The sequence below is a fragment of the Pseudomonas sp. SDO5532_S415 genome (assembly GCF_054071155.1).
In genome coordinates this window covers 13,438-34,496 of record NZ_JBSVWS010000044.1, presented here as the reverse complement: position 1 = coordinate 34,496, position 21,059 = coordinate 13,438, and the positions used below count along the sequence as shown (strand labels likewise).

Annotated in this window: 17 protein-coding genes; 16 read left to right on the top strand and 1 reads right to left on the bottom strand. The window is 62.4% G+C overall.

The annotated features are described in order from the left end of the window. Positions 1-233 (bottom strand): hypothetical protein (locus ACW9HW_RS13140; RefSeq protein WP_457400183.1); only part of this gene is annotated, 233 nt, incomplete at its 3' end. Between the two features lie 36 nt (positions 234-269). Between ACW9HW_RS13140 and ACW9HW_RS13135 the strand changes: the two genes are divergently transcribed. The 16 genes from ACW9HW_RS13135 (at position 270) to ACW9HW_RS13060 (ending at position 21,057) form a co-directional block, all read left to right on the top strand. After that, positions 270-1,682: an amino acid permease gene (locus tag ACW9HW_RS13135; RefSeq protein ID WP_457400182.1), complete on the top strand. Its 1,413-nt coding sequence runs from the start codon at positions 270-272 to the stop codon at positions 1,680-1,682. A gap of 334 nt (positions 1,683-2,016) precedes the next feature. Further along, the gene (locus ACW9HW_RS13130; RefSeq protein WP_095194832.1) at positions 2,017-2,808 is read left to right on the top strand and encodes an enoyl-CoA hydratase/isomerase family protein; all 792 of its coding nucleotides are present in this window, start codon (positions 2,017-2,019) and stop codon (positions 2,806-2,808) included. Between the two features lie 43 nt (positions 2,809-2,851). Beyond that, positions 2,852-4,012 (top strand): acyl-CoA dehydrogenase family protein, encoded by a 1,161-nt coding sequence (locus ACW9HW_RS13125; protein WP_457400179.1) that lies wholly within the window; start codon positions 2,852-2,854, stop codon positions 4,010-4,012. Positions 4,013-4,030: 18 nt separating this feature from the next. Further along, on the top strand, positions 4,031-6,130 hold the full coding sequence (locus ACW9HW_RS13120) for an acetate--CoA ligase family protein (protein WP_457400177.1): 2,100 nt from the start codon (positions 4,031-4,033) through the stop codon (positions 6,128-6,130). A 10-nt stretch (positions 6,131-6,140) separates the two neighbouring features. Beyond that, the gene (locus tag ACW9HW_RS13115; protein ID WP_457400175.1) at positions 6,141-7,748 is read left to right on the top strand and encodes a 5-guanidino-2-oxopentanoate decarboxylase; all 1,608 of its coding nucleotides are present in this window, start codon (positions 6,141-6,143) and stop codon (positions 7,746-7,748) included. A gap of 131 nt (positions 7,749-7,879) precedes the next feature. Beyond that, positions 7,880-9,070 (top strand): pyridoxal phosphate-dependent aminotransferase, encoded by a 1,191-nt coding sequence (locus ACW9HW_RS13110; protein ID WP_095194835.1) that lies wholly within the window; start codon positions 7,880-7,882, stop codon positions 9,068-9,070. Next, positions 9,063-10,478 carry an aldehyde dehydrogenase family protein gene (locus tag ACW9HW_RS13105; RefSeq protein WP_095194836.1) on the top strand — a complete coding sequence of 472 codons (1,416 nt, stop codon included), beginning with the start codon at positions 9,063-9,065 and terminating at the stop codon, positions 10,476-10,478. The genes ACW9HW_RS13110 and ACW9HW_RS13105 overlap by 8 nt, the downstream gene beginning before the upstream one ends. Positions 10,479-10,575: 97 nt before the next feature. Then, positions 10,576-12,177 (top strand): ABC transporter substrate-binding protein, encoded by a 1,602-nt coding sequence (locus ACW9HW_RS13100; RefSeq protein ID WP_457400172.1) that lies wholly within the window; start codon positions 10,576-10,578, stop codon positions 12,175-12,177. A gap of 170 nt (positions 12,178-12,347) precedes the next feature. Further along, on the top strand, positions 12,348-13,307 hold the full coding sequence (locus ACW9HW_RS13095; RefSeq protein WP_457400171.1) for an ABC transporter permease: 960 nt from the start codon (positions 12,348-12,350) through the stop codon (positions 13,305-13,307). Between the two features lie 3 nt (positions 13,308-13,310). Then, complete coding sequence (locus tag ACW9HW_RS13090) at positions 13,311-14,138, top strand: ABC transporter permease (RefSeq protein WP_095194839.1); 828 nt, start codon at positions 13,311-13,313, stop codon at positions 14,136-14,138. A 2-nt stretch (positions 14,139-14,140) separates the two neighbouring features. Then, on the top strand, positions 14,141-15,787 hold the full coding sequence (locus ACW9HW_RS13085; RefSeq protein ID WP_457400169.1) for an ABC transporter ATP-binding protein: 1,647 nt from the start codon (positions 14,141-14,143) through the stop codon (positions 15,785-15,787). Positions 15,788-15,796: 9 nt separating this feature from the next. Beyond that, complete coding sequence (locus ACW9HW_RS13080) at positions 15,797-16,519, top strand: NAD(P)H-dependent oxidoreductase (protein ID WP_457400167.1); 723 nt, start codon at positions 15,797-15,799, stop codon at positions 16,517-16,519. Positions 16,520-16,838: 319 nt separating this feature from the next. Further along, positions 16,839-18,185, top strand: a complete 1,347-nt coding sequence (locus tag ACW9HW_RS13075) for an outer membrane beta-barrel protein (RefSeq protein ID WP_457400166.1) — start codon at positions 16,839-16,841, stop codon at positions 18,183-18,185. 96 nt (positions 18,186-18,281) lie between these two features. Beyond that, the gene (locus ACW9HW_RS13070) at positions 18,282-19,592 is read left to right on the top strand and encodes an ABC transporter substrate-binding protein (RefSeq protein WP_457400164.1); all 1,311 of its coding nucleotides are present in this window, start codon (positions 18,282-18,284) and stop codon (positions 19,590-19,592) included. A gap of 25 nt (positions 19,593-19,617) precedes the next feature. Then, positions 19,618-20,343, top strand: coding sequence for an ABC transporter ATP-binding protein (locus ACW9HW_RS13065; protein ID WP_457400162.1), 726 nt, complete (start codon positions 19,618-19,620; stop codon positions 20,341-20,343). 21 nt (positions 20,344-20,364) lie between these two features. Continuing rightward, on the top strand, positions 20,365-21,057 hold the full coding sequence (locus ACW9HW_RS13060) for an ABC transporter ATP-binding protein (RefSeq protein ID WP_457400185.1): 693 nt from the start codon (positions 20,365-20,367) through the stop codon (positions 21,055-21,057). Positions 21,058-21,059: the final 2 nt, after the last annotated feature.

Sequence of the window (21,059 nt, the reverse complement as noted above, 5' to 3'; positions counted from 1 at the left end):
ACACTGAAGTCGACTGACTCACCGCTTTCGCGAGCGGGCTCGCTCCCACAGCTATTCGGTTGTACAAGGTTGTTACTACTTTTTACATCTTTGATCTTTACGTACAACAGGGCCTTACATGGCTTTCCAATAATCGACGCAACCGCCGCAGCGCGGTCTTCGAAGCTTATTGGAGATAATAATAATGAATTGCCGTAAAGCTGATCCTTCCCCGAGCCATGACCGCCTGTCATGCGCCGCGCCCCTCACTGACTGCTGAGGTGTCGGACATGAGCGAAAACATCGAACGCAAAGGCATCCATCTGACCCGCGCCCTGAAAAGCCGGCACATTTTCATGCTGTCCCTGGGGGGCGTGATCGGCACCGGACTGTTCATGGGCTCCGGCGTGATCATCAACCAGGGCGGCCCGGTGGGAGCGATACTGGCCTACCTCGTTGCCGGTTTCCTGATGTACCTGGTGATGGTCTGCCTGGGCGAACTGTCGGTGCAGATGCCGGTATCCGGTTCGTTCCAGACCCACGCGACTAAGTTCATCGGCCCGGCCACCGGTTTCATGATTGGCTGGGTGTACTGGATGAGCTGGGCGACCACGGTTGGCCTGGAATTCACCGCCGCCGGGATGCTGATGACCCGCTGGTTCCCGGAGGTGCCGATCTGGTACTGGTCGGCGCTTTTCGTGGTGGTGTTGTTCGGCCTCAATGCCCTGGCGACCCGCGCCTTTGGTGAGGCGGAATACTGGTTTTCGGGGATCAAGGTCGCGGCGATTCTCGGTTTCATCATCGTCGGTGTGCTGGTGATCTTTGGCGCGATTCCGCTGACCAGCGGCGCACCGGCGCCGATGATGAGCAATCTGATCGGTGACTCACTGTTCCCCAACGGCATGTCCGCGGTGTTTGCGGTGATGATGACCGTGGTCTACGCCTTCCAGGGCTGCGAGATCATGGGCGTGGCCGCCGGCGAAACCGATCAGCCGGAAAAAAGCATTCCCCGTGCAGTGCGCAATGTGGTGTTCCGCGTGCTGATTTTCTACGTGCTGGCGATTGTCGTGCTGTCGGCCATCGTGCCGTGGCAGCAGGCGGGGCTGATGGAAAGCCCATTCGTGCAGGTGTTCGACATGGTCGGCATTCCGTACGCCGCCGACCTGATGAACTTCGTGATCCTCACGGCGATTCTGTCGGTGGGCAACTCCGGCCTGTACGCCTCGACCCGCATCCTGTGGGCGATGTCGAAAACCGGCATGGCGCCCAAAAGCCTTTCGCCGCTGAGCAACCGTGGGGTGCCGTTGCGCGCCTTGAGCATCACCTTGTGCTTTGCCCTGGTGTCGCTGATGACCAGCTTCGTCGCCGCCGACACGCTGTTCATGGTGCTGATGGCGGTGAGCGGGATGTCCGGCACCGTGACCTGGATTGTCATCGCCCTGGCGCAATACAAATTCCGCAAGGCCTACCTGCGCGATGGCGGCAAACTCAGCGACCTGAAATACCGCGCCCCGTGGTTCCCGGTGTTGCCGCTGATGTGCATCGCGTTGTGCTGCTCGTTGTTCGTGTTCCTGGCACTGGATGAGACCCAGCGCCCTTCGTTGTATTGGGGCTTTGGATTCATTGCGCTGTGCTATGGCGCGTACTTCCTGTTCCATCGCAAGCGTGAAGAAGTGTTGGCGCCGAGCCTGCCGAACGCATAGCCCCCAAGTTCAACACATCCCCCCCTGTGGGAGCGAGCCTGCTCGCGAAGGCGGCATCACATTCAACATCCCTGTTGACTGAGGCACCGCTTTCGCGAGCAGGCTCGCTCCCACAGTTGTTTTACGGTGCCCTGTCGGCAGTTGTTCGAAGTTGTAACAGAGTCATCAGCCTAAAAATCAATATCGATAAAAACACCTTATAAAACAATCTGATAGATAGTTTTTTAGTCTGTTACAGCCTACTTCGCCACCAATTGCCGCCTTACTGAACACTCGTTTAGTATGGCCTCAAGTCGCAACACCTCAGACCAAACACAATAATTCGAGGACTCGCATGACTACCCACGATTCGCTGCTCAGTCAGGTCGAAGCAGGCGTTGCCTGGATCACCCTCAATCGCACCGCCCAGCGCAACGCGCTGGACATCCCGACCCTGAAAAACCTGCATGCCTTGCTCGACACGTACAACGCCGATCCGGCGGTTCGTGTGGTGGTGCTGACCGGCAGTGGGCGCAGTTTCTGTGCCGGGGCCGATCTTGACGAATGGGCCGAAGCCGAAGCCCGGGGCGCACTGGAAACCTATGGCTGGACCGAAACCGCCCACGCCCTGATGACCCGCCTGCATAGCCTGGAAAAACCGACTATCGCCGCCATCAACGGCACTGCCGTTGGCGCGGGCATGGACCTGACCCTGTGCTGCGACCTGCGCATCGCCGGGCAATCGGCGCGCTTCAAGGCCGGCTACACCAGCATGGCTTACTCGCCGGATGCCGGTGCCAGCTGGCACCTGCCACGGCTGATCGGTACCGAGCAGGCCAAGCGCCTGTTGTTCCTTGACGAATTGTGGGGGGCTGACCGCGCGCTCGACGCCGGCCTGGTCAGCGATGTCTGCGCCGATGATCAGTTGCTGACCGTCGCCAGTGAACTCGCCGCACGCCTGGCCGCCGGGCCGACCTTTGCCTTTGCCCAGACCAAAAAGCTCATGCGCGAAGGCGCCGACCGCAGCTTGCCCGAGCAACTGCAGGCGGAACTGGCCGCCGGCCTGTTGTGCGGGCGCAGTGAAGACGGCAACGAAGCCCTGCGCGCGGCCATGGAAAAACGCCCGCCACGTTTCATCGGTCGATAAGCCACGGCACATACCCATCAGCACACGAACAACAGGTAGCACCATGAATTTCCAACTGACCCAAGAACAAGAAATGTTGGTGGACGCGGTCCGCAGTTTCGTTACCAAGGAACTGCTGCCCTATGAAGACGAAGTCGACCGTGCCGACGAAGTCTCCCCGGCGCTGGCGGCGCAGATTCGCGGCAAGGCGATTGCCGCCGGTTTCTACGCCTTCAACATGCCGGAAGAGGTGGGTGGCGGTGGCCTGGATTACCTGTCCCAGGCGCTGATCGAGCGCGAACTGTCCAAGGTCTCCTGGGCGCTGCACGTCTTCGTGGCGCGGCCATCGAAGATCCTCATGGCCTGCAAGGGCGAACAGATCAACGACTACCTGTTGCCGTGCATCCAGGGCGAGAAAATCGACTGCTTCGCTCTCACCGAACCGGGTGCCGGTTCCGATGCCAACGCAATCAAGACCCGCGCCGTGCGTGACGGCGACGACTTCATTCTCAACGGCAGCAAGCACTTCATCAGCCACGCCGGCCACGCCGATTTCGCCATCGTTTTCGCCGTCACCGACACTTACGAGCAAAACGGCAAGAAGCGCAACGCCGTGACCTCGTTCCTGGTCGACCGCAACACCCCCGGCATGACCATTCGGCGTGGACCCAAGTGCGTGAGCAACCGTGGCTATCACACCTTCGAAATGTTCTTCGACGATTGCCGTGTACCGGCCTCCAAGGTGCTGGGCGAAGTCGGCAAGGGCTGGGACGTTGCCAATGCCTGGCTGACCGCCGGGCGAGTGATGGTCGCGGCCAACTGCGTCGGTCAGGCGCAACGGGCGCTGGACGTATCGCTGCAATGGGCGGCGGATCGCAAGCAATTCGGCCAGCCGATCGGCACCTATCAAGGTGTGTCGTTCAAATTGGCGGACATGGCCACGCAAATCCGCGCAGCGGAACTGCTGACCCTGCATACCGCGTGGAAGATGGACCAGGGCACCATGACCGATGGCGAGGCCGGCATGGCCAAGCTGTTCGCCAGCGAGGTGCTGGGGCGCGCGGCCGATGAGGCGGTGCAGATTTTCGGCGGCATGGGCCTGATGGACGAAGGTCCGGTGGAGCGCATCTGGCGTAACGCGCGGATCGAGCGGATCTGGGAAGGCACTTCGGAAATCCAGCGCCACATCATTTCCCGCGAGCTGCTGCGGCCGCTGTTGCGCTGATCGGTCCGGAGAATTCCCATGTCGCAAACCATTCGTGACAACCTCAAACGCATGCTCGCGCCGCGCCATGTGGCGTTCGTCGGCGGCCGCAGCATGGCCCGCGCCCTTAAGCGTTGCGCCGACGGCGGCTACCCGGGGCAGATGTGGCTGGTCAACCCGCAGCACGACAGCCTTGAGGGCGTGCCTTGCGTGCGCAGCATTGCCGACTTGCCGTGCGGGCCTGACGCGGTGTTCATCGCCACCAACCGCGACCTGACCCTGACCTGCGTCGCCGAACTGGCCGTCATCGGCACCGGCGGCGCGATCTGCTATGCCTCGGGTTTTGCCGAGACCGGCGCCGAAGGTCAGGCCCTGCAACAACAATTGCTTGAAGCCGCTGGCGACATGGCGTTGCTCGGCCCCAACTGCTACGGCCTGCTCGACTACCTGCACAGCTCCGCATTGTGGCCGGTGGCCCACGGCGGCAAAGCGGTGGAGAAGGGCGTGGCGGTGCTGACCCAGAGCGGCAACTTCGCCTACAACCTGTCCATGAGCGACCGTTCGCTGCCGGTGGCCTACATGGCATCGGTGGGCAATCAGGCGCAACTGGGCGTGGCGGAATTGATGGATGTATTGCTCGATGAGCCACGGGTTACCGCTATCGGCCTGCACCTGGAAGGCCTGAAAAACGTACCGGGGTTCGCCCGCGCCGCGCACAAGGCGCTGGAGAAGGGCATTCCGATCATCGCCTTGAAAACCGGCGTGTCGCAGATCGGCGCCGAACTGGCCCTGAGTCACACCAGTTCGCTGTCCGGTTCCGATGCGCTGTACGACGCGTTGTTTGCGCGGCTCGGGGTGATTCGTGTCAGCGGTCCGGTGAGTTTTGTCGAAACGCTGAAAGCCGCGGCCTGCGGCAACCTGCCGGCGGGCGACAGCTTGATCGCGCTGGCCTGTTCCGGTGGTGACGCCGGACTGATTGCCGACTACGCCGAACGCAATGACCTGAGTCTGCCGAAGCTCGATGAAGGGCAAGTCGGCGAATTGGCGCAGGTGTTGCCGAGCTACGCCAACCTGGTCAACCCGCTGGATTTCACCACGGCGATCTGGGGCGACGGCGAGGCCCTGAACTGCATGCTCGACAGTGCTCTGCGCACTGAAGCGGACGCGGCGATGCTGGTGCTCGACTACCCGGCGGCGTTCACCGGCGAGCGCAAGGAATGCGACCTGCTGCTGGACCTGTACTGCAAGGCGCTGGTACGTCATGGCAAGACCGGTTTCGTCACCTCGGCCTTCCCCGAGTTGCTGCCGCCTCACGCCCGTGAGCGTTTGCATGCCCAGGGCGTGGCGGCGTTGCAGGGTGTTGAAGACGGCTTGGCCGCGTGGGGTCGCATCGCCGGTTACCAGCGCAAGTGTCAGGCATTGCTGGCGCTCGGCGAATCGGCACTGGTGCCGCTGTGCCCGCAAGCGCTGGAAGGTGAAGGTCAATTGCTCAACGAATGGGATTCGAAGCAGGCCTTGCGTGCCTTTGGCCTGCCGACGCCCAACGGTGTGTTGAGTACGCCGGACAACGCGCTGAAGGACGCCGAAACACTGGGTTATCCGCTGGTGCTCAAGGCCGTCAGCGCACACCTGCCGCACAAGACCGAAGCCGGTGCCGTGGCGCTGAACCTCAAGGATCCCGCGGCCCTGAGCGCCGCGCTGGACAGGATGCGCGCCAGCATCAAGGCGTATGCGCCGGACGTGGTTTTCGATCAGCTGCTTCTGGAGCCGATGGCCAAGCCACCACTGGCCGAGTTGATTGTCGGGATCAAGCGCGAAAACGATTTCGGCCTGGCCCTGGTGATTGGCGCCGGCGGGATTCTGGTGGAGTTGCTCAAGGACAGTCGCAGCCTGTTGCTGCCGACCACCGATGGGGCGATTCGCCAGGCCTTGCTCAGCCTGCGCAGCGCTCCGTTGCTGCAAGGCTTTCGCGGTCGCCAGGCGGCGGATCTGGAGGCGCTGGTATCAGCGATCCGCGCCGTGGCCGATTACGCCTGCGAGAACGCCGCGCAGTTGCTGGAACTCGATGTGAACCCATTGTTGGTCGGTGCCGATGGCACGACCGCGGTCGATGCGTTGATTCGCATCGCTCATGCGTGAGGACCTGAACATGCAAAGCAAAACCTTGACCGGTGGCCAGGCGCTGGTGCGTCTGCTGGCCAACTACGGCGTCGACACCGTGTTCGGCATTCCCGGCGTGCACACGCTGGAGTTGTATCGCGGCTTGCCCGGCAGCGGCATTCGCCATGTATTAACGCGGCATGAGCAGGGCGCCAGTTTCATGGCCGACGGCTATGCGCGGGTCAGCGGCAAACCCGGCGTGTGCTTTGTCATCACCGGCCCCGGCGTGACCAACGCCGCCACCGGCATCGGTCAGGCCTACGCCGATTCGATTCCGATGCTGGTGATTTCCAGCGTCAACCATACCGCCAGCCTCGGCAAGGGCTGGGGCATCCTCCACGAGTGCCAGGACCAGCGTGCGATGACCGCGCCGATCACCGCGTTCTCGGCGGTGGCCTTGACCGCCGAGGACCTGCCCGAGCTGATCGCCCGTGCTTACGCGGTGTTCGACAGCGAACGTCCGCGCCCGGTGCATATTTCGGTGCCGTTGGACGTGTTGTCCGCACCGGTCGCCCGCGACTGGAGTAACGAAGTGGTGCGCCGCCCCGGTCGCGGTACGCCGGCCGACACCGTGCTGGACGAAGCCGCAGCCAAGCTGCAGGGCGCCAAGCGGCCGATGATCATCGCCGGTGGCGGCGCCTTGAATGCCGCGCCGCAATTGAAGGAACTGAGCACTCGATTGGCCGCGCCGCTGTTCACCAGTGTTGCCGGCAAAGGCTTGCTGCCACCGGACGCGCCACTGAATGCCGGTTCGTCGCTGTGTGTGGAACCGGGCTGGAACCTGATCGCCGAGGCCGATGTGGTGCTGGCGGTCGGCACGGAAATGGCCGACACCGACTTCTGGCGCGAACGCCTGCCGCTCAATGCCGAACTGCTGCGGGTGGACATCGATCCGCGCAAGTTCAACGACTTTTACCCGTGTGCCGTGGCGTTGCATGGCGATGCGCAACAGACGATGGCGGCTTTGCTGGAACGCCTGTCACCGGACGTCCGTGATGCCGACGCAGCCATTGCCAAGGTCGCGGCACTGCGTGAGGCGATTCAGGCGGGCCATGGTCCGTTGCAATCGATCCACCAGGCGATTCTGCAACGCATTGCCGCCGAACTGCCGGCCGACGCCTTCATCAGCACCGACATGACCCAACTGGCCTACACCGGCAACTACGCCTTTGCCAGCCAGGCAACCCGCAGCTGGTTGCACCCGACCGGCTACGGCACCTTGGGTTACGGCTTGCCCGCCGGTATCGGCGCCAAGTTCGGCGCGCCGCAACGTCCGGGCCTGGTACTGGTGGGTGACGGCGGTTTCCTCTACACCGCGCAGGAACTGGCGACGGCGGTGGAGGAATTGGACAGCCCGCTGGTGGTGTTGCTGTGGAATAACGACGCGCTGGGGCAAATCCGTGACGACATGCTCGGCCTGGACATCGAGCCCATCGGCGTACTGCCGCGCAATCCCGACTTCGCCGCCCTGGGTCGCGCCTTCGGTTGCACCGTGACTCAGCCGCAGAACCTCGCGGAACTGCAAACCGACTTGCGCCACGGCTTCAATCGCAATGGCGTCACCCTGATCGAGCTCAAGCATGCCTGCGTTCGCTGAGTTCACTGTAGGAGCGAGCTTGTTCGCGATGGACGCCAACGAAAACGCGCACTGTCTGAATGACTGGGTTGCCCTGATGTTTTTCGCGAGCAAGCTCGCTCCTACAGAATCGTGTTTATAGGAGGAAGGCCATGCGCTTTTCCGATCTGACTCAACGTATCGCCGGAGACGGCGCTGCCGCCTGGGATATTCATTACCGCGCACTGGCCATGCTGGAGCAGGGCAAGGACATTCTGCTGTTGTCGGTGGGTGACCCGGATTTCGACACGCCGCAACCCATCGTGCAGGGCGCCATCGACAGCCTGTTGTCCGGCAACACCCACTACGCCGAGGTGCGTGGCAAGCGCGTCTTGCGTGAAGCCATCGCCAAACGCCACCGGCAACGCAGTGGCCAACGGGTCACGGCGGATCAGGTGACGGTGCTGGCCGGTGCGCAATGCGCGCTGTTCAGTGTGGCCCAGTGCGTGCTCAATCCCGGCGATGAAGTGATCGTCGCCGAACCGATGTACGTCACCTACGAAGCGGTGTTCGGTGCCTGCGGCGCGGTCGTTGTGCCGGTGCCGGTGCGTTCGGAAAACGGTTTTCGCGTGCTGCCCGAAGACGTTGCCGCGTGCATCACCCCGCGTACCCGCGCCCTGGCGCTCAACAGCCCTCACAACCCGTCGGGGGCGAGCCTGCCGCGCAGCACCTGGCAAGCCCTGGCCGAACTGTGCATCGCCCACGACCTGTGGCTGATTTCCGACGAGGTCTACAGCGAGCTGCTGTTCGACGGCGAACACGTCAGCCCGGCGAGTTTGCCTGGCATGGCCGAACGCACCGCGACCCTCAACAGCCTGTCGAAATCCCACGCCATGACCGGCTGGCGCGTGGGCTGGGTGGTGGCGCCGCCATCGTTGGCCGCGCACCTGGAAAACCTCGCGCTGTGCATGCTCTACGGCTCGCCGGATTTCATTCAGGACGCCGCCGTGGTCGCACTGGAAAGCCAACTGCCGGAACTGGATGCCATGCGCGAAGCTTATCGCCAGCGTCGTGATCTGGTCTGCGAAAGCCTGGCCGATTGCCCCGGCGTGCGCGCCTTGAAACCCGATGGCGGCATGTTCGTGATGGTCGACATCCGTGAAACCGGGCTCAGCGCCCAGGCGTTCGCTGATCGCCTGTTGGATCGCCATGGCGTGTCGGTGTTGGCCGGCGAAGCTTTTGGTCCCAGCGCGGCCGGTCATATTCGCCTCGGGCTGGTGGTGGGGGCCGCGCCCTTGCGCGATGCCTGTCAGCGCATCGCGCGCTGTGCTCAAGAATTGATGGAGACGCAAGTAAATGCTTAACCACAAGTCACTGTTCATTGACGGGCGCTGGCAAACCCCGTCGGGGCAAGGCATCGCCGAGGTGATCAACCCGGCCACCGAAGAAGTCGCCGGCAGTGTGCCGCTGGGTGATGAGCGCGATGTCGACAACGCCGTGGCGGCGGCGCGCCAGGCCTTTGCCTCATGGTCGCGCACGCCGTCCAGCGTCCGCGCCGGGTACATCCGCGCACTGGCCGAACAACTGAAAGCCCGCGCCGATGAGATGGCGGCGGTGATCACCACCGAACTGGGCATGCCGGTGCAATGGTGTCGTTCGGTGCAAGTCGACGGGCCGATCATCGGCCTTGAGCAGTACGTCGAACTCGCCAGTTTGATGGATGAGGTGCGTGAAGTCGGCAATTCATTGGTGATCCGTGAAGCGGTGGGCGTCTGTGCCTTCATCAACCCGTGGAATTACCCGCTGCACCAGTTGATCGGCAAACTCGCGCCGGCCCTCGCTGCCGGTTGCACCGTGGTGGTCAAGCCGAGCCAGGAAACCCCGCTGCACGCATTTTTGCTCGCTCAGATGATCGAAGACATCGGCCTGCCAGCCGGGGTGTTCAACCTGATCAGCGGTCCGGGTTCGAAAGTCGGTGAAGCCCTGGCCAGACACCCGGACGTGGACATGGTGTCGTTCACCGGTTCCACCGGCGCCGGCGTGCGGGTCTCGCAGGCAGCGGCACCTTCGGTGAAGCGCGTGTGCCTGGAACTGGGTGGCAAATCGGCGCTGTTGATCGCCGAAGACGCCGATCTGGACGCTGCGGTGCGCTACGGCGTACAGGACGTGATGATCAACTCCGGCCAGACCTGCACCGCGTTGACCCGCATGCTGCTGCCGGCCAGCCGCTATGCAGAAGCGGTGGAGATTGCGTTGGCCGAAACCCTGAGCCTGAAGATGGGCGATCCGCTCGATCCACAGAGTTTCCTGGGGCCGATGTGTTCTGCCGGGCAACGCCGCACGGTGCTCGATTACATCAAGGTCGGCCAACAGGAGGGCGCACGCCTGCTGTGCGGTGGCGATTTAGCGGCAGAGTTTGAGCGCGGCTACTACGTCAGCCCGACGCTGTTCGCCGATGTCGACAACCAAATGCGCATCGCCCAGGAAGAAATCTTCGGCCCGGTGCTGTGCCTGATTCCCTATGCCGATGAGGCGCAAGCCATCCAGATCGCCAACGACTCGCCGTTCGGCCTGTCCAGCGGTGTCTGGGCCGGCAGCGCCGAGCGCGCGCTGCAACTGGGTCGGCAATTGCGCGCGGGCCAGTGTTTTCTCAATGGCGCGGCGTTCAACTACCAGGCGCCGTTCGGTGGCTACAAACAATCGGGTAATGGACGTGAATGGGGGGAAGAGGGGCTCAGTGAGTTCGTCGAAGTGAAGGCGATCCAGGTGTGACCGATGGCAATTTGAACGTTTTACGCACCGGGCCTATGCCCGGTGCCTTGCGTGGTTTTGAACAGGTATTTCATTAGCGTTTATCAGGGGCAATGCAATGAGCGATAACAAAAACAAGATTACTCAAGCGAACCATGAATTCAGCTCTGCGCGCCGGGACTTTCTCAAGTACAGCGCAGCGGCTGCGGCGATGGCCGGGGCGTTCTCCATGGGCCTGCCGTTTGGCGCAATGGCTCAGGAAGCCACGCCAAAACCCGGTGGTGTACTGCGCCTGGGTCTGGCCGGCGGCAGCACCACCGACTCCAAAGACCCTGGTTCCTGGAGCGACACCTTCACCTTCGTCGGCTTCTCGGCGGTCTATAACACCCTCACCGAAATTGCTGTTGATGGCACTGCGATCCCCGAACTGGCGCAAAGCTGGACCTCGACGCCGGATGCGCGCGTCTGGACCTTCAAACTGCGCCAGGGCGTGACCTTCCACAACGGCAAGACCCTGACCGCTGACGATGTGGTGGCGTCGATCCAGCATCACCTCGGCGAGAAATCCACGTCGGCGGCCAAGACCGTGTTGGGCGATGTGGCCAAGGTCAGTGCCAATGGCAGCGACAGCGTGGTGTTCGAGCTGCACTCGGGCAACGCCGATTTCTCTTACGTGGTCGCCGATTACCATCTGGTGATCATGCCGAGCAAGGACGGAACGCCGGACTGGCAGGCCGGTGTCGGCACCGGCGGCTATCGCCTCAAGGACTTCGAACCGGGCGTGCGCATGACCCTGGAACGCAGCCCGGATTACTGGAAAGCCGGACGCGCGCACTTTGCCAGCGCCGAGCTGATTGCCATCTCTGATGGCGCGGCGCGGGTCAACGCGCTGGTCACTGGGCAGGTGGACGTGATCAACAAGGTCGACCTGAAAACCGTGGCGTTGCTCAAGCGCAACCCGAACCTGATCATCGAAGAAACCAAGGGCGCGCAGCACTACACCTTCCCGATGCTCACCGACAGCCAGGTGTTCCAGAACAACGACGTGCGCCTGGCGATGAAGCACGCGATCAACCGCGAAACCCTGCTGGCGTCGGTACTCTACGGTTATGGCCTGGTGGGCAACGATCACCCGATCCAGCCCGGCAGCCGCTTCATCAACACCGCGCTGGAGCAGCGTACCTACGATCCGGACAAGTCGCGCTTCCACCTGAAAAAGGCCGGCCTGGATTCGCTCAAGGTACGCCTGCAAGCCTCCGATGCGGCCTACACCGGCGCCGTCGACGCCTCGGTGCTGTTCAAAGAACAAGCGCGTGCGGCCGGGATCGACATCGACGTGGTGCGCGAACCCGCCGACGGTTTCTTCTCCAATGTCTGGATGAAACAACCGTTCACCACCTCGTTCTGGTACAGCAGCCTGACCGCCGACCGCATGTTCAGCATCGGTTATGCCAAAGGTGCGGCGTGGAACGAAACCCATTGGGACAACCCGCGTTTCAACCAGCTGCTCAACGCCGCCCGTGGCGAGATGAACGAGCCGCTGCGCCGCGAGATGTACAACGAAATGCAGGCGCTGTGCCGCGATGACGGCGGGGCGATCGTGCCGCTGTTCGCCAGCTCCGTGGCCGCGCGTTCCAACCGCGTTGTGCATGGTGGGCAGACTGCGCCCTATGGCGAGCTGGATGGACTGCGGGTGATCGAGCGGTGGTGGCAGGTGTAATGCCCCGATCCATCAAACAATGAAGATCAACTGTGGGAGCTAGCCTGCTAGCGATGGTGGCGGCACAGTCGCCATCCATGTTGGCTGACAGCCCGCTATCGCCAGCAGGCTAGCTCCCACAGGTAATTCGCAGTCTTCAAAGGCGTGCCCCAATTCAAAGGAACTGCACGATGAGAAGTATTTTCAAGCTGTTGGGACAGCGCCTTGCGCTGGGGCTGTTATCGCTGTTTGCGGTGTCAGTGATCATTTTTCTCGCGGTCGGCATGCTTCCGGGCGATATCGCCCAGGCCATGCTCGGCCAGTCCGCCACCCCGGAAACCGTGGCGGCGTATCGGGCGCAACTGGGGCTGGATATGCCGCCGCTGACCCGTTTCGGGCACTGGATCTGGAATCTGTTGCAAGGAGATCTCGGCGTGTCGCTGGCCAACCAGCGGCCCATTGCCGATCTGGTCGGTGCGCGCCTGGGCAACACCTTCAGCCTGGCACTGCTGGCGGCGCTGGTGTCGGTGCCGCTGGCCCTGCTGCTGGGGATGCTCGCGGCGTTGTATCGCAACAGCTGGTTCGACCGTTTGCTCAATACCTCGGCGTTGAGCGCGGTGTCGTTCCCCGAGTTTTTCGTGGCCTACATCCTGATCCTGGTGTTCGCGGTGAAGCTCAACTGGTTCCCGAGCATTTCCAACCTGTCGCCGAACGCCTCGCTGGGTGAGGTGCTGGAGCGCTCGGTACTGCCGGTGGCGACCCTGAGCCTGGTGGTGATCGCGCAGATGATGCGCATGACCCGCGCCTCGCTGATCAACCTGCTGGCCAGCCCGTACATCGAAATGGCCCGGCTCAAGGGCATCAGCCAGTCGCGGATCATCTTGCGCCACGCCTTGCCCAATGCGCTGGCGCCGATCGTCAACGTGGTGGCGCTGAACCTGGCCTATCTGGTGGTGGGTGTGGTGGTGGTCGAAGTGGTGTTTGTCTATCCGGGCCTGGGCCAGTTGCTGGTGGACTCGGTGGCCAAGCGCGACATTCCGGTGGTGCAGGCCTGCAGCCTGATCTTCGCCGCGACCTACATCCTGCTCAATACCAGCGCCGATGTGCTGTCGATTGCCAGCAATCCACGCCTGATGCATCCGAAGGGGTAAGCCATGAGTCTGTCAAGACAACTATTGCGGGCGCCGCTGAGCGCCAAATTCGGGCTGCTGGTGATCGTGCTGTACATCCTGGTGGCCGTGTTCGCGCCGGTATTGGCACCGTTCGGCGAAACCCAGGTGGTGGGCGAGGGCTTCGCGCCCTGGGGCGGACAATTTCTGCTGGGCACCGATAACCTGGGGCGCGACATGTTCAGCCGCCTGGTCTACGGCGCGCGCAACACCCTGGGCATTGCCTTCCTGACCACGGTGTTGGCATTCCTGCTTGGCGGCCTGAGCGGTTTGATCGCGGCGATCAAGGGCGGTTGGGTCGATCAGGGGCTGTCGCGGGTCGTCGATGTCCTGATGGCGATACCGCAACTGATCTTCGCCTTGCTGATTCTCAGCGTGGTTGGCACTACAGCGACGTCGCTGGTGCTGGTGATCGCGCTGCTGGACGCGACCCGGGTGTTTCGCCTTTCAAGGGCGGTGGCCATGAACGTGGTGGTGCAGGACTTTGTCGAGGCGGCACGTCTGCGCGGTGAAGGCCTGTGGTGGCTGGTGACCCGTGAAGTGCTGCCGAATGCGGCGGCACCGTTGATTGCCGAATTCGGCCTGCGTTTCTGCTTCGTGTTCCTGTTCATCAGTGCGCTGTCGTTCCTCGGCCTGGGCATCCAACCGCCGACCGCCGACTGGGGCAGCATGGTGCGCGACAACGCCGTGCTGATCACCTTTGGCGACATCAGCCCGTTGCTGCCTGCGTTGGCCGTAGCGCTGATCACCGTAAGCGTCAATTTCGTCGTCGACTGGATGCTGCACAAATCCAGCGGCCTCAAGGAATGCTGAACATGACGACCTCCAAACCTTTGCTGGAAATCCGCGACCTGCACATCGAAGGTCATTACGAAGATGCCTGGCACCCGCTGATCAAGGGCATCGACCTGACCCTGCAGCGGGGCGAGGTGCTGGGGCTGATCGGCGAGTCGGGGGCGGGCAAGTCGACCCTCGGCCTGTCGGCCATGGGCTATACCCGCGACGGCTGCCGGATCACCGGCGGCTCGGTGCACTTCGACGGCATCGACCTGCTCAAGGCCAAGCCCGAAGCCCTGCGCCAGTTGCGTGGCCTGCGCATTGCCTACGTCGCACAAAGCGCAGCGGCTTCATTCAACCCGGCCCATCGGCTGATCGACCAGCACGTGGAAACCGCGGTAAAGAACGGTGGCATGAGTCGCGACCAGGCCATGCGCGAAGCGGTGGAGCTGTACCGGGTGTTGCGCCTGCCCAACCCCGAGCAGATCGGCCAACGTTATCCGCATCAGGTTTCCGGCGGCCAGTTGCAGCGGGTCATGACGGCGATGGCCATGGCCTGTCACCCGGACCTGATCATCTTCGACGAACCGACCACCGCGCTGGACGTCACCACCCAGATTGAAGTGCTGGCGGCGATTCGCGACGCGGTGAAGACCTACGGCAGTGCGGCAATCTATATCAGCCACGACCTGGCGGTGGTGGCACAGATGGCCGACCGCATCATGGTGCTGCGCCACGGCAAACTGGTCGAAGAGGCCGAAACCCGCCAGATGCTCGGCGATCCAAAAGAGGAATACACCAAGTCGTTGTGGGCAGTGCGCAGTTTCCGCACTGAACCCAAGGCCTGCCCCCTGGAGGAAAAACCGCTGTTGGAATTGCGCAACAGCTGCGCCAGTTACGGTCACCAGCCGGTGCTGCACGACGTGTCGTTGAAGCTGTACAAGGGCCAGACCCTGGCGGTGATTGGCGAGTCCGGCAGCGGCAAGAGTTCCACGGCGCGGCTGATCACCGGCCTGCTGCCTCCGACCTATGGCGAAGTGCTGTATGACGGCCAGCCGCTGCCTGCCGACTTCCGTCAGCGCAGCAAAGAGCAATTGCGGCGGATCCAGATGATCTACCAGATCCCGGATACGGCGTTGAACCCGCGCCAGCGCATCGTCGACATCATCGGCCGGCCGCTGACCTTCTATCTGGGCCTCAAGGGCAAGGCCCTGCGTGCGCGGGTGGCCGAACTGCTGGAAATGATCGAACTGGATCCGGCGACCTTCATGGAACGTCAGCCCCGTGAGCTGTCCGGCGGACAGAAACAACGGATCTGCATCGCCCGGGCGCTGGCGGCCGACCCGCAACTGATCATTTGCGACGAAGTCACCTCGGCCCTCGATCAACTGGTGGCCGAAGGCGTACTCAAGTTACTCAACCGCATTCAGCAGCAGCTTGGTGTGGCCTATCTGTTCATCACCCACGACGTCGCCACCGTGCGAGCGATTGCCGATGAGGTGCTGGTGATGCAGCGGGGCAGGGTGGTGGACCACGGCTCGCGCAGCCAGATATTCACCCCGCCGCACCAGGATTACACCGGGCTGCTGTTCTCCTCGGAACCGCAGATGGACCCGGACTGGCTCGACCGCCTGTTGGCCAGCCGCGCGGCACCGAATTCAAATCCTACGCTGGAAAAAGTCTAAGGAACCACCATGAAAGTATTGATCGTCCACGCTCATCCCGAGCCACAATCCTTCACCGCCGCGCTGCGTGACCAGGCTGTCGCCACGCTTGAGGCCCAAGGCCACGAAGTACAGGTCAGCGACCTGTACCAGATGAACTGGAACCCGGTGGCCAGCGCCGATGACTTCTCAAAGCGGGAAAACCCTGAGTACCTGGTGTATGCGCTTGAGCAACGCCTGGGCGTGAAGAGCCAGTCGCTGGCGGCGGATATCCAGGGCGAACTGGACAAACTGCTGTGGGCCGACCTGCTGATCCTCAACTTCCCGATTTTCTGGTTCTCCACCCCGGCCATGCTCAAGGGCTGGATCGACCGGGTGCTGGTGTCGGGCATCTGCTATGGGGGCAAGCGTTTCTACGATCAGGGTGGCTTGAGCGGCAAGAAGGCGCTGGTGAGCGTGACCCTGGGTGGCCGCGAGCATATGTTTGGTGAGGACGCGATCCATGGCCCGTTGCAGGACATGCTGCGACCGATCCTGCGCGGCACCCTGGCGTATGTCGGTTTCGACGTGCTGGAACCGTTCGTGGCCTGGCATGTGCCGTACATCAGCGACGAAGCGCGGCAGCAATTCCTGGTGGATTACACCCGGCGCCTGCAACACCTGAGCGACGAACAACCACTGGTATTCCCCAAGCTGTCGCAGTTCGATGACCTGCTCTACCCACTGCGCCAACCCGCCACCGCGGATGCCTGATCGACCCTGCCCCCCTGTGGGAGCGAGCCTGCTCGCGAAGAGGCCACCAGCTTCAACATCTATGTTGACTGACCCACCGCTTTCGCGAGCAGGCTCGCTCCCACAGGATCCCGGATTGTTCTGAATACGCAAACACTGAAGTCGCCGAGAATGGAATTGTTGGGGTAGTGGCGGGCTTGTAGCCTCCATTACGCCGAACACCGGGATTGGCCAACGATCCGGTGGAGCTCCAGCCAGGGCTCATCAAGACGTCATACCTTGCTTTCGGCCTTACGCCCCTTTTGGGGTTTGGCGCCTAATAAAAATAAGGAAGGCAGGTATGAGTATTCGTGCATGGGTTTGCGCAGCAACCCTGTTCGCCCCCATTCTGGGTGCCGACATATTGTTTCCCTCAATGGCTCGCGCAGCGGAAGACCCGATGGGTTCGCTGGTGCGCAGTGTGTTCGGCGACAGCCTTGAGCGTGAACACGGCATCAAGATCTACGGCTGGGGCCAGGCAGGTGTGATCTACAACAACAACGGCACGGATGACGTCAGCAAACAAAGCTTCTTCAACACCGACGAAGGCGTGAACCTCAACCAGTTCGCCCTGGCCGTCGAGAAGAAACCCAACAGCAATGTGGTCGGTCGTGTCGGACCGTTTCCCGGGCCCATGCCGCAAGAAGCGGACTGGGGGTTCAACGTCACTGCGCTCTACGGCAAGGATGCGCGTTACTTCAAGACCTACGGTTGGGACGAGGACCTGGGCGTCAACCGCGACAACAAGGCTGAAGACCCAGCGTTCACCATTGCCCAGGCCTTCGTCGATTTCTATTTCCCGGTGCTCGGTGGCTCGAACCTGATGATCGGGATTTTCCACACGCCGCTGGAAAATGAAATCGGCTTCGCCTTGCCGTCGCCGGCGCCGACGGACTTCTACTCGCACACCTATTCCTTCATGCACGGCCCGGCCAAGCATGCCGGCGCGCTGTACTCATTCAAACTGCCATCGGCACCCGGCGAAAGCATGCTCGGCTTCGAACTGGGCGTGGTGCAGGGCTGGAACAACCTGCAAGACCCCAACCATGACCCGGATGTCATCGCCAACGTACGCTGGCGCTCGGCGGATTTCAGCACCTGGATCGACTGGGAAAACATCTATGGCAACGGCGCCGGCGACAGCTTCGCCGAATGCAGTTGCGGCTCGCCGATACCGGCCGGCACCAAGGATGACGACTACAAGCGCCTGGCCTCTTACCTGACCCTGTCCCAGGTGCTCGACCCGAACAACCGCGTGGCACTGGAGCTGAACTACGGCACGCAGGAGCAGGGCGCGTTCGCCGGCTTCGCCAACAAAAGCGATGCCACCTGGTACGGCGCCGACGTCAAGTGGTATCACAAACTGAGCGAAAACCTGATGTGGAACAGCCGCGCCGAGTGGTTCTACACCGATGCTCCGGTACACGTGATGATGGCCAACATCGACCCGAACACCGGGATTCCCGACCCGACCTGGGGCAGTTTCTACGGCGTCACCACCAACCTGGCCTGGACCCCGACGCCCAACGTGCGCCTGCGCCCGGAACTGCGTTACGACATCCATTCCGGCCCCGGTCGCGATGCCTACGCCGACGGGCAAAAGGACTCGCAAGTGGTTGCGTCCTTCGACGTCAGTTTCTTTTTCTAACCCGACACTTCGCTGACCCGGCCTGATGGTTCAACCACAGGTTGCGCCCTTGTTCGTCCGGACGTTGCCGGCCCGTAGCCGTACTGGAGTATTTACATGACAGATAACAACGATAAAAACCTGTTTGGCCGCGACGTCTCACGTCGTGATTTCCTGCGTGGCACCAGTGTCGCCGCCGGCGGGATTGCCCTGGCCAGCCTGCCGTTCAACTTCGCCGTGGGCAGCGAGCGGGTGATCAAGCTCGGCTACGTCAGCCCGCAAACCGGGCCGCTGGCGCCGTTTGCGGCCGCCGACAACTACATCATCGACTCGCTCAAGCAAACCCTGAAGAACTCGATCACTGTGGCTGGCAAGGCGTACCGCCTGGAAGTCATCGTCAAGGACAGCCAATCCAACCCCAACCGTGCGGCGGAGGTGGCGAGCGAGCTGATCCTGTCGGATCAGGTCGATCTGATGCTGGTGTCGTCGACACCGGAAACCACCAACCCGGTGTCCGACCAATGCGAAATCAACGAAATCCCCTGCATTTCCACGGTGGCGCCCTGGCAGCCATGGTTCTTCACCCGTGGCGGCAAACCCGATCAGGGTTTTGAGTGGACCTACCACTTTTTCTGGGGCCTGGAAGATGTGATCGGCACCTACACCTCGATGTGGGGTGCGATGCAGACCGACAAGGTGATCGGTGGTCTGTTCCCCAACGATGGCGATGGCAATGCCTGGGGCGATTCGAAGCTCGGGTTTCCACCGGTGCTGGCGCAAAAGGGATTCCAACTGGTCGACCCCGGTCGCTTCCAGAGCCTGACCGATGATTTCTCCGCGCAGATCGCCGCGTTCAAAAAGGCCGAGGTCGAGATTGTCACCGGCGTGGTCATTCCGCCGGACCTCACGACGTTCTGGACCCAGGCCCGCCAGCAGGGGTTCAAGCCCAAAGCGGTGTCGGTGGGCAAGGCGTTGCTGTTTCCCACGGCGGTCGAAGCGCTGGGCAAGGCCGGCAACAACCTGTCGACCGAAATCTGGTGGAGCCCGACGCACCCGTTCAGCTCGTCGTTGACAGGCGCCAGTGCCGGGCAACTCGCCCAGGGCTTCACCCAGGCCACCGGCAAACAGTGGACGCAACCCTTGGGCTTCGTGCACGCCCTGTTCGAACTGGCGGTGGACATCCTCCAGCGCACCGAAGAAATCGGCAATGCGCAGGCCGTGCGTGACGCCTTGCTCAAGACCCATCTCAACACCGTCGTCGGGCCGATCAACTGGAACGGCGGACCGGTGAAGAACGTCGCCAAGACCCCGCTGGTCAGTGGCCAATGGCGCCTGGGCAATGACAACAAATACGACCTGATCGTGACCAGCAATGCCACCGCGCCGGCGATCCCGTTGGGCGGCGAGATGCAGGCCATTACGTATTGATCGCGTTCAAGCAAGCAGGTGCTCCATGCAACAGCCACTTCTACAACTGAACGATGTGCATAAAAGCTATGGCGAGGTGAAAGTCACCGATGCCATGAGCCTGAGTCTGCAGCCCGGCGAGGCCCTGGGCATCATCGGCCCCAACGGCGCGGGTAAAAGCACGCTGTTCAACCTGATCGCCGGTGGCGTGGCGGCGGACAGCGGCAGCATCCATTTCGAAGGTCGCAACGTCACCCGCGAGCCGGTGTTCAGGCGTTGCCAGCAAGGCATCGGCCGTTCCCACCAGATCCCGCATCCGTTCGTGAAAATGACCGTGTTCGAGAATCTGCTGGTGGGCGCCACCTTCGGCGCGCGGTTGCGCGACAAGGAGGCCAGCCAATGGTGCGCGCAGACCCTGGAACTGACGGGGCTGATGCGCAAGGCTAACGTGTTGGCCGGCTCGCTGACGCTGCTCGACCGCAAGCGACTGGAAATGGCCCGTGCCTTGTCGACCCGGCCACGCTTGCTGTTGCTCGATGAAATCGCCGGTGGCCTGACCGAACCGGAATGCCTGGCACTGGTGGAAACCATCCAGGGCATTCACAAGGCCGGCGTCGCCATCATCTGGATCGAACACATCGTGCACGCCTTGCTGGCGGTGGTCAGCCGCCTGACGGTCATCAACTTCGGCGCCAAACTGGCTGAAGGCGAGCCGCGCAGCGTCATGGCCGACCCACGGGTCCAGGACATTTACATGGGCATCGGGAGCTGAGACATGACGACCCAGACAAACCTGCTGTCCATCGACAGACTCTGCGCCGGCTATGGCGACTTTCAAGCACTGTTCGACATCAGCCTCACGCTGGATGAGGGCGAAACCGTGGCGATCATCGGCTCCAACGGTGCCGGCAAATCGACGTTCCTGCGCTCGCTGGCGGGGCAGATCAAAAACCAGCCGAATGCGATCACCTTCAGGGGCCAGCCCATCGGCGACCTGGCGGCCAACCAGGTGATAGCGCGCGGCATCGCCCTGGTGCCGGAAGGTCGAAAGCTTTTTCCATCGCTGAGCGTCGAGGAAAACCTGCAGATCGGCGCCTACAGCAAACGCCCGGGACCCTGGACGCTGGCCCGTATCTATCAATTGTTTCCGGTTCTGGAAAAGCTGCGTAAACGCCCCGGCACCGCGCTATCCGGCGGCCAGCAGCAGATGGTTGCGATTGGCCGGGGCCTGATGGCTAACCCGTACTTGCTGCTGTGCGACGAGATCAGCCTGGGGCTGGCACCGACCACGATCAAGGACATCTACGCCGCGCTGCCCTCGATCAAGGCCGACGGCACCACGGTGATTCTCGTCGAACAGGACATTAATCAGGCGCTGAGTGTCTGCGACCGTTTCTATTGCTTGCAGGAAGGGCGCGTGTCCCTGACCGGCCGGCCCGGGGACGTCGACAAGGCGCAAATCAAAGCCGCGTACTTTGGGGTTTAGTG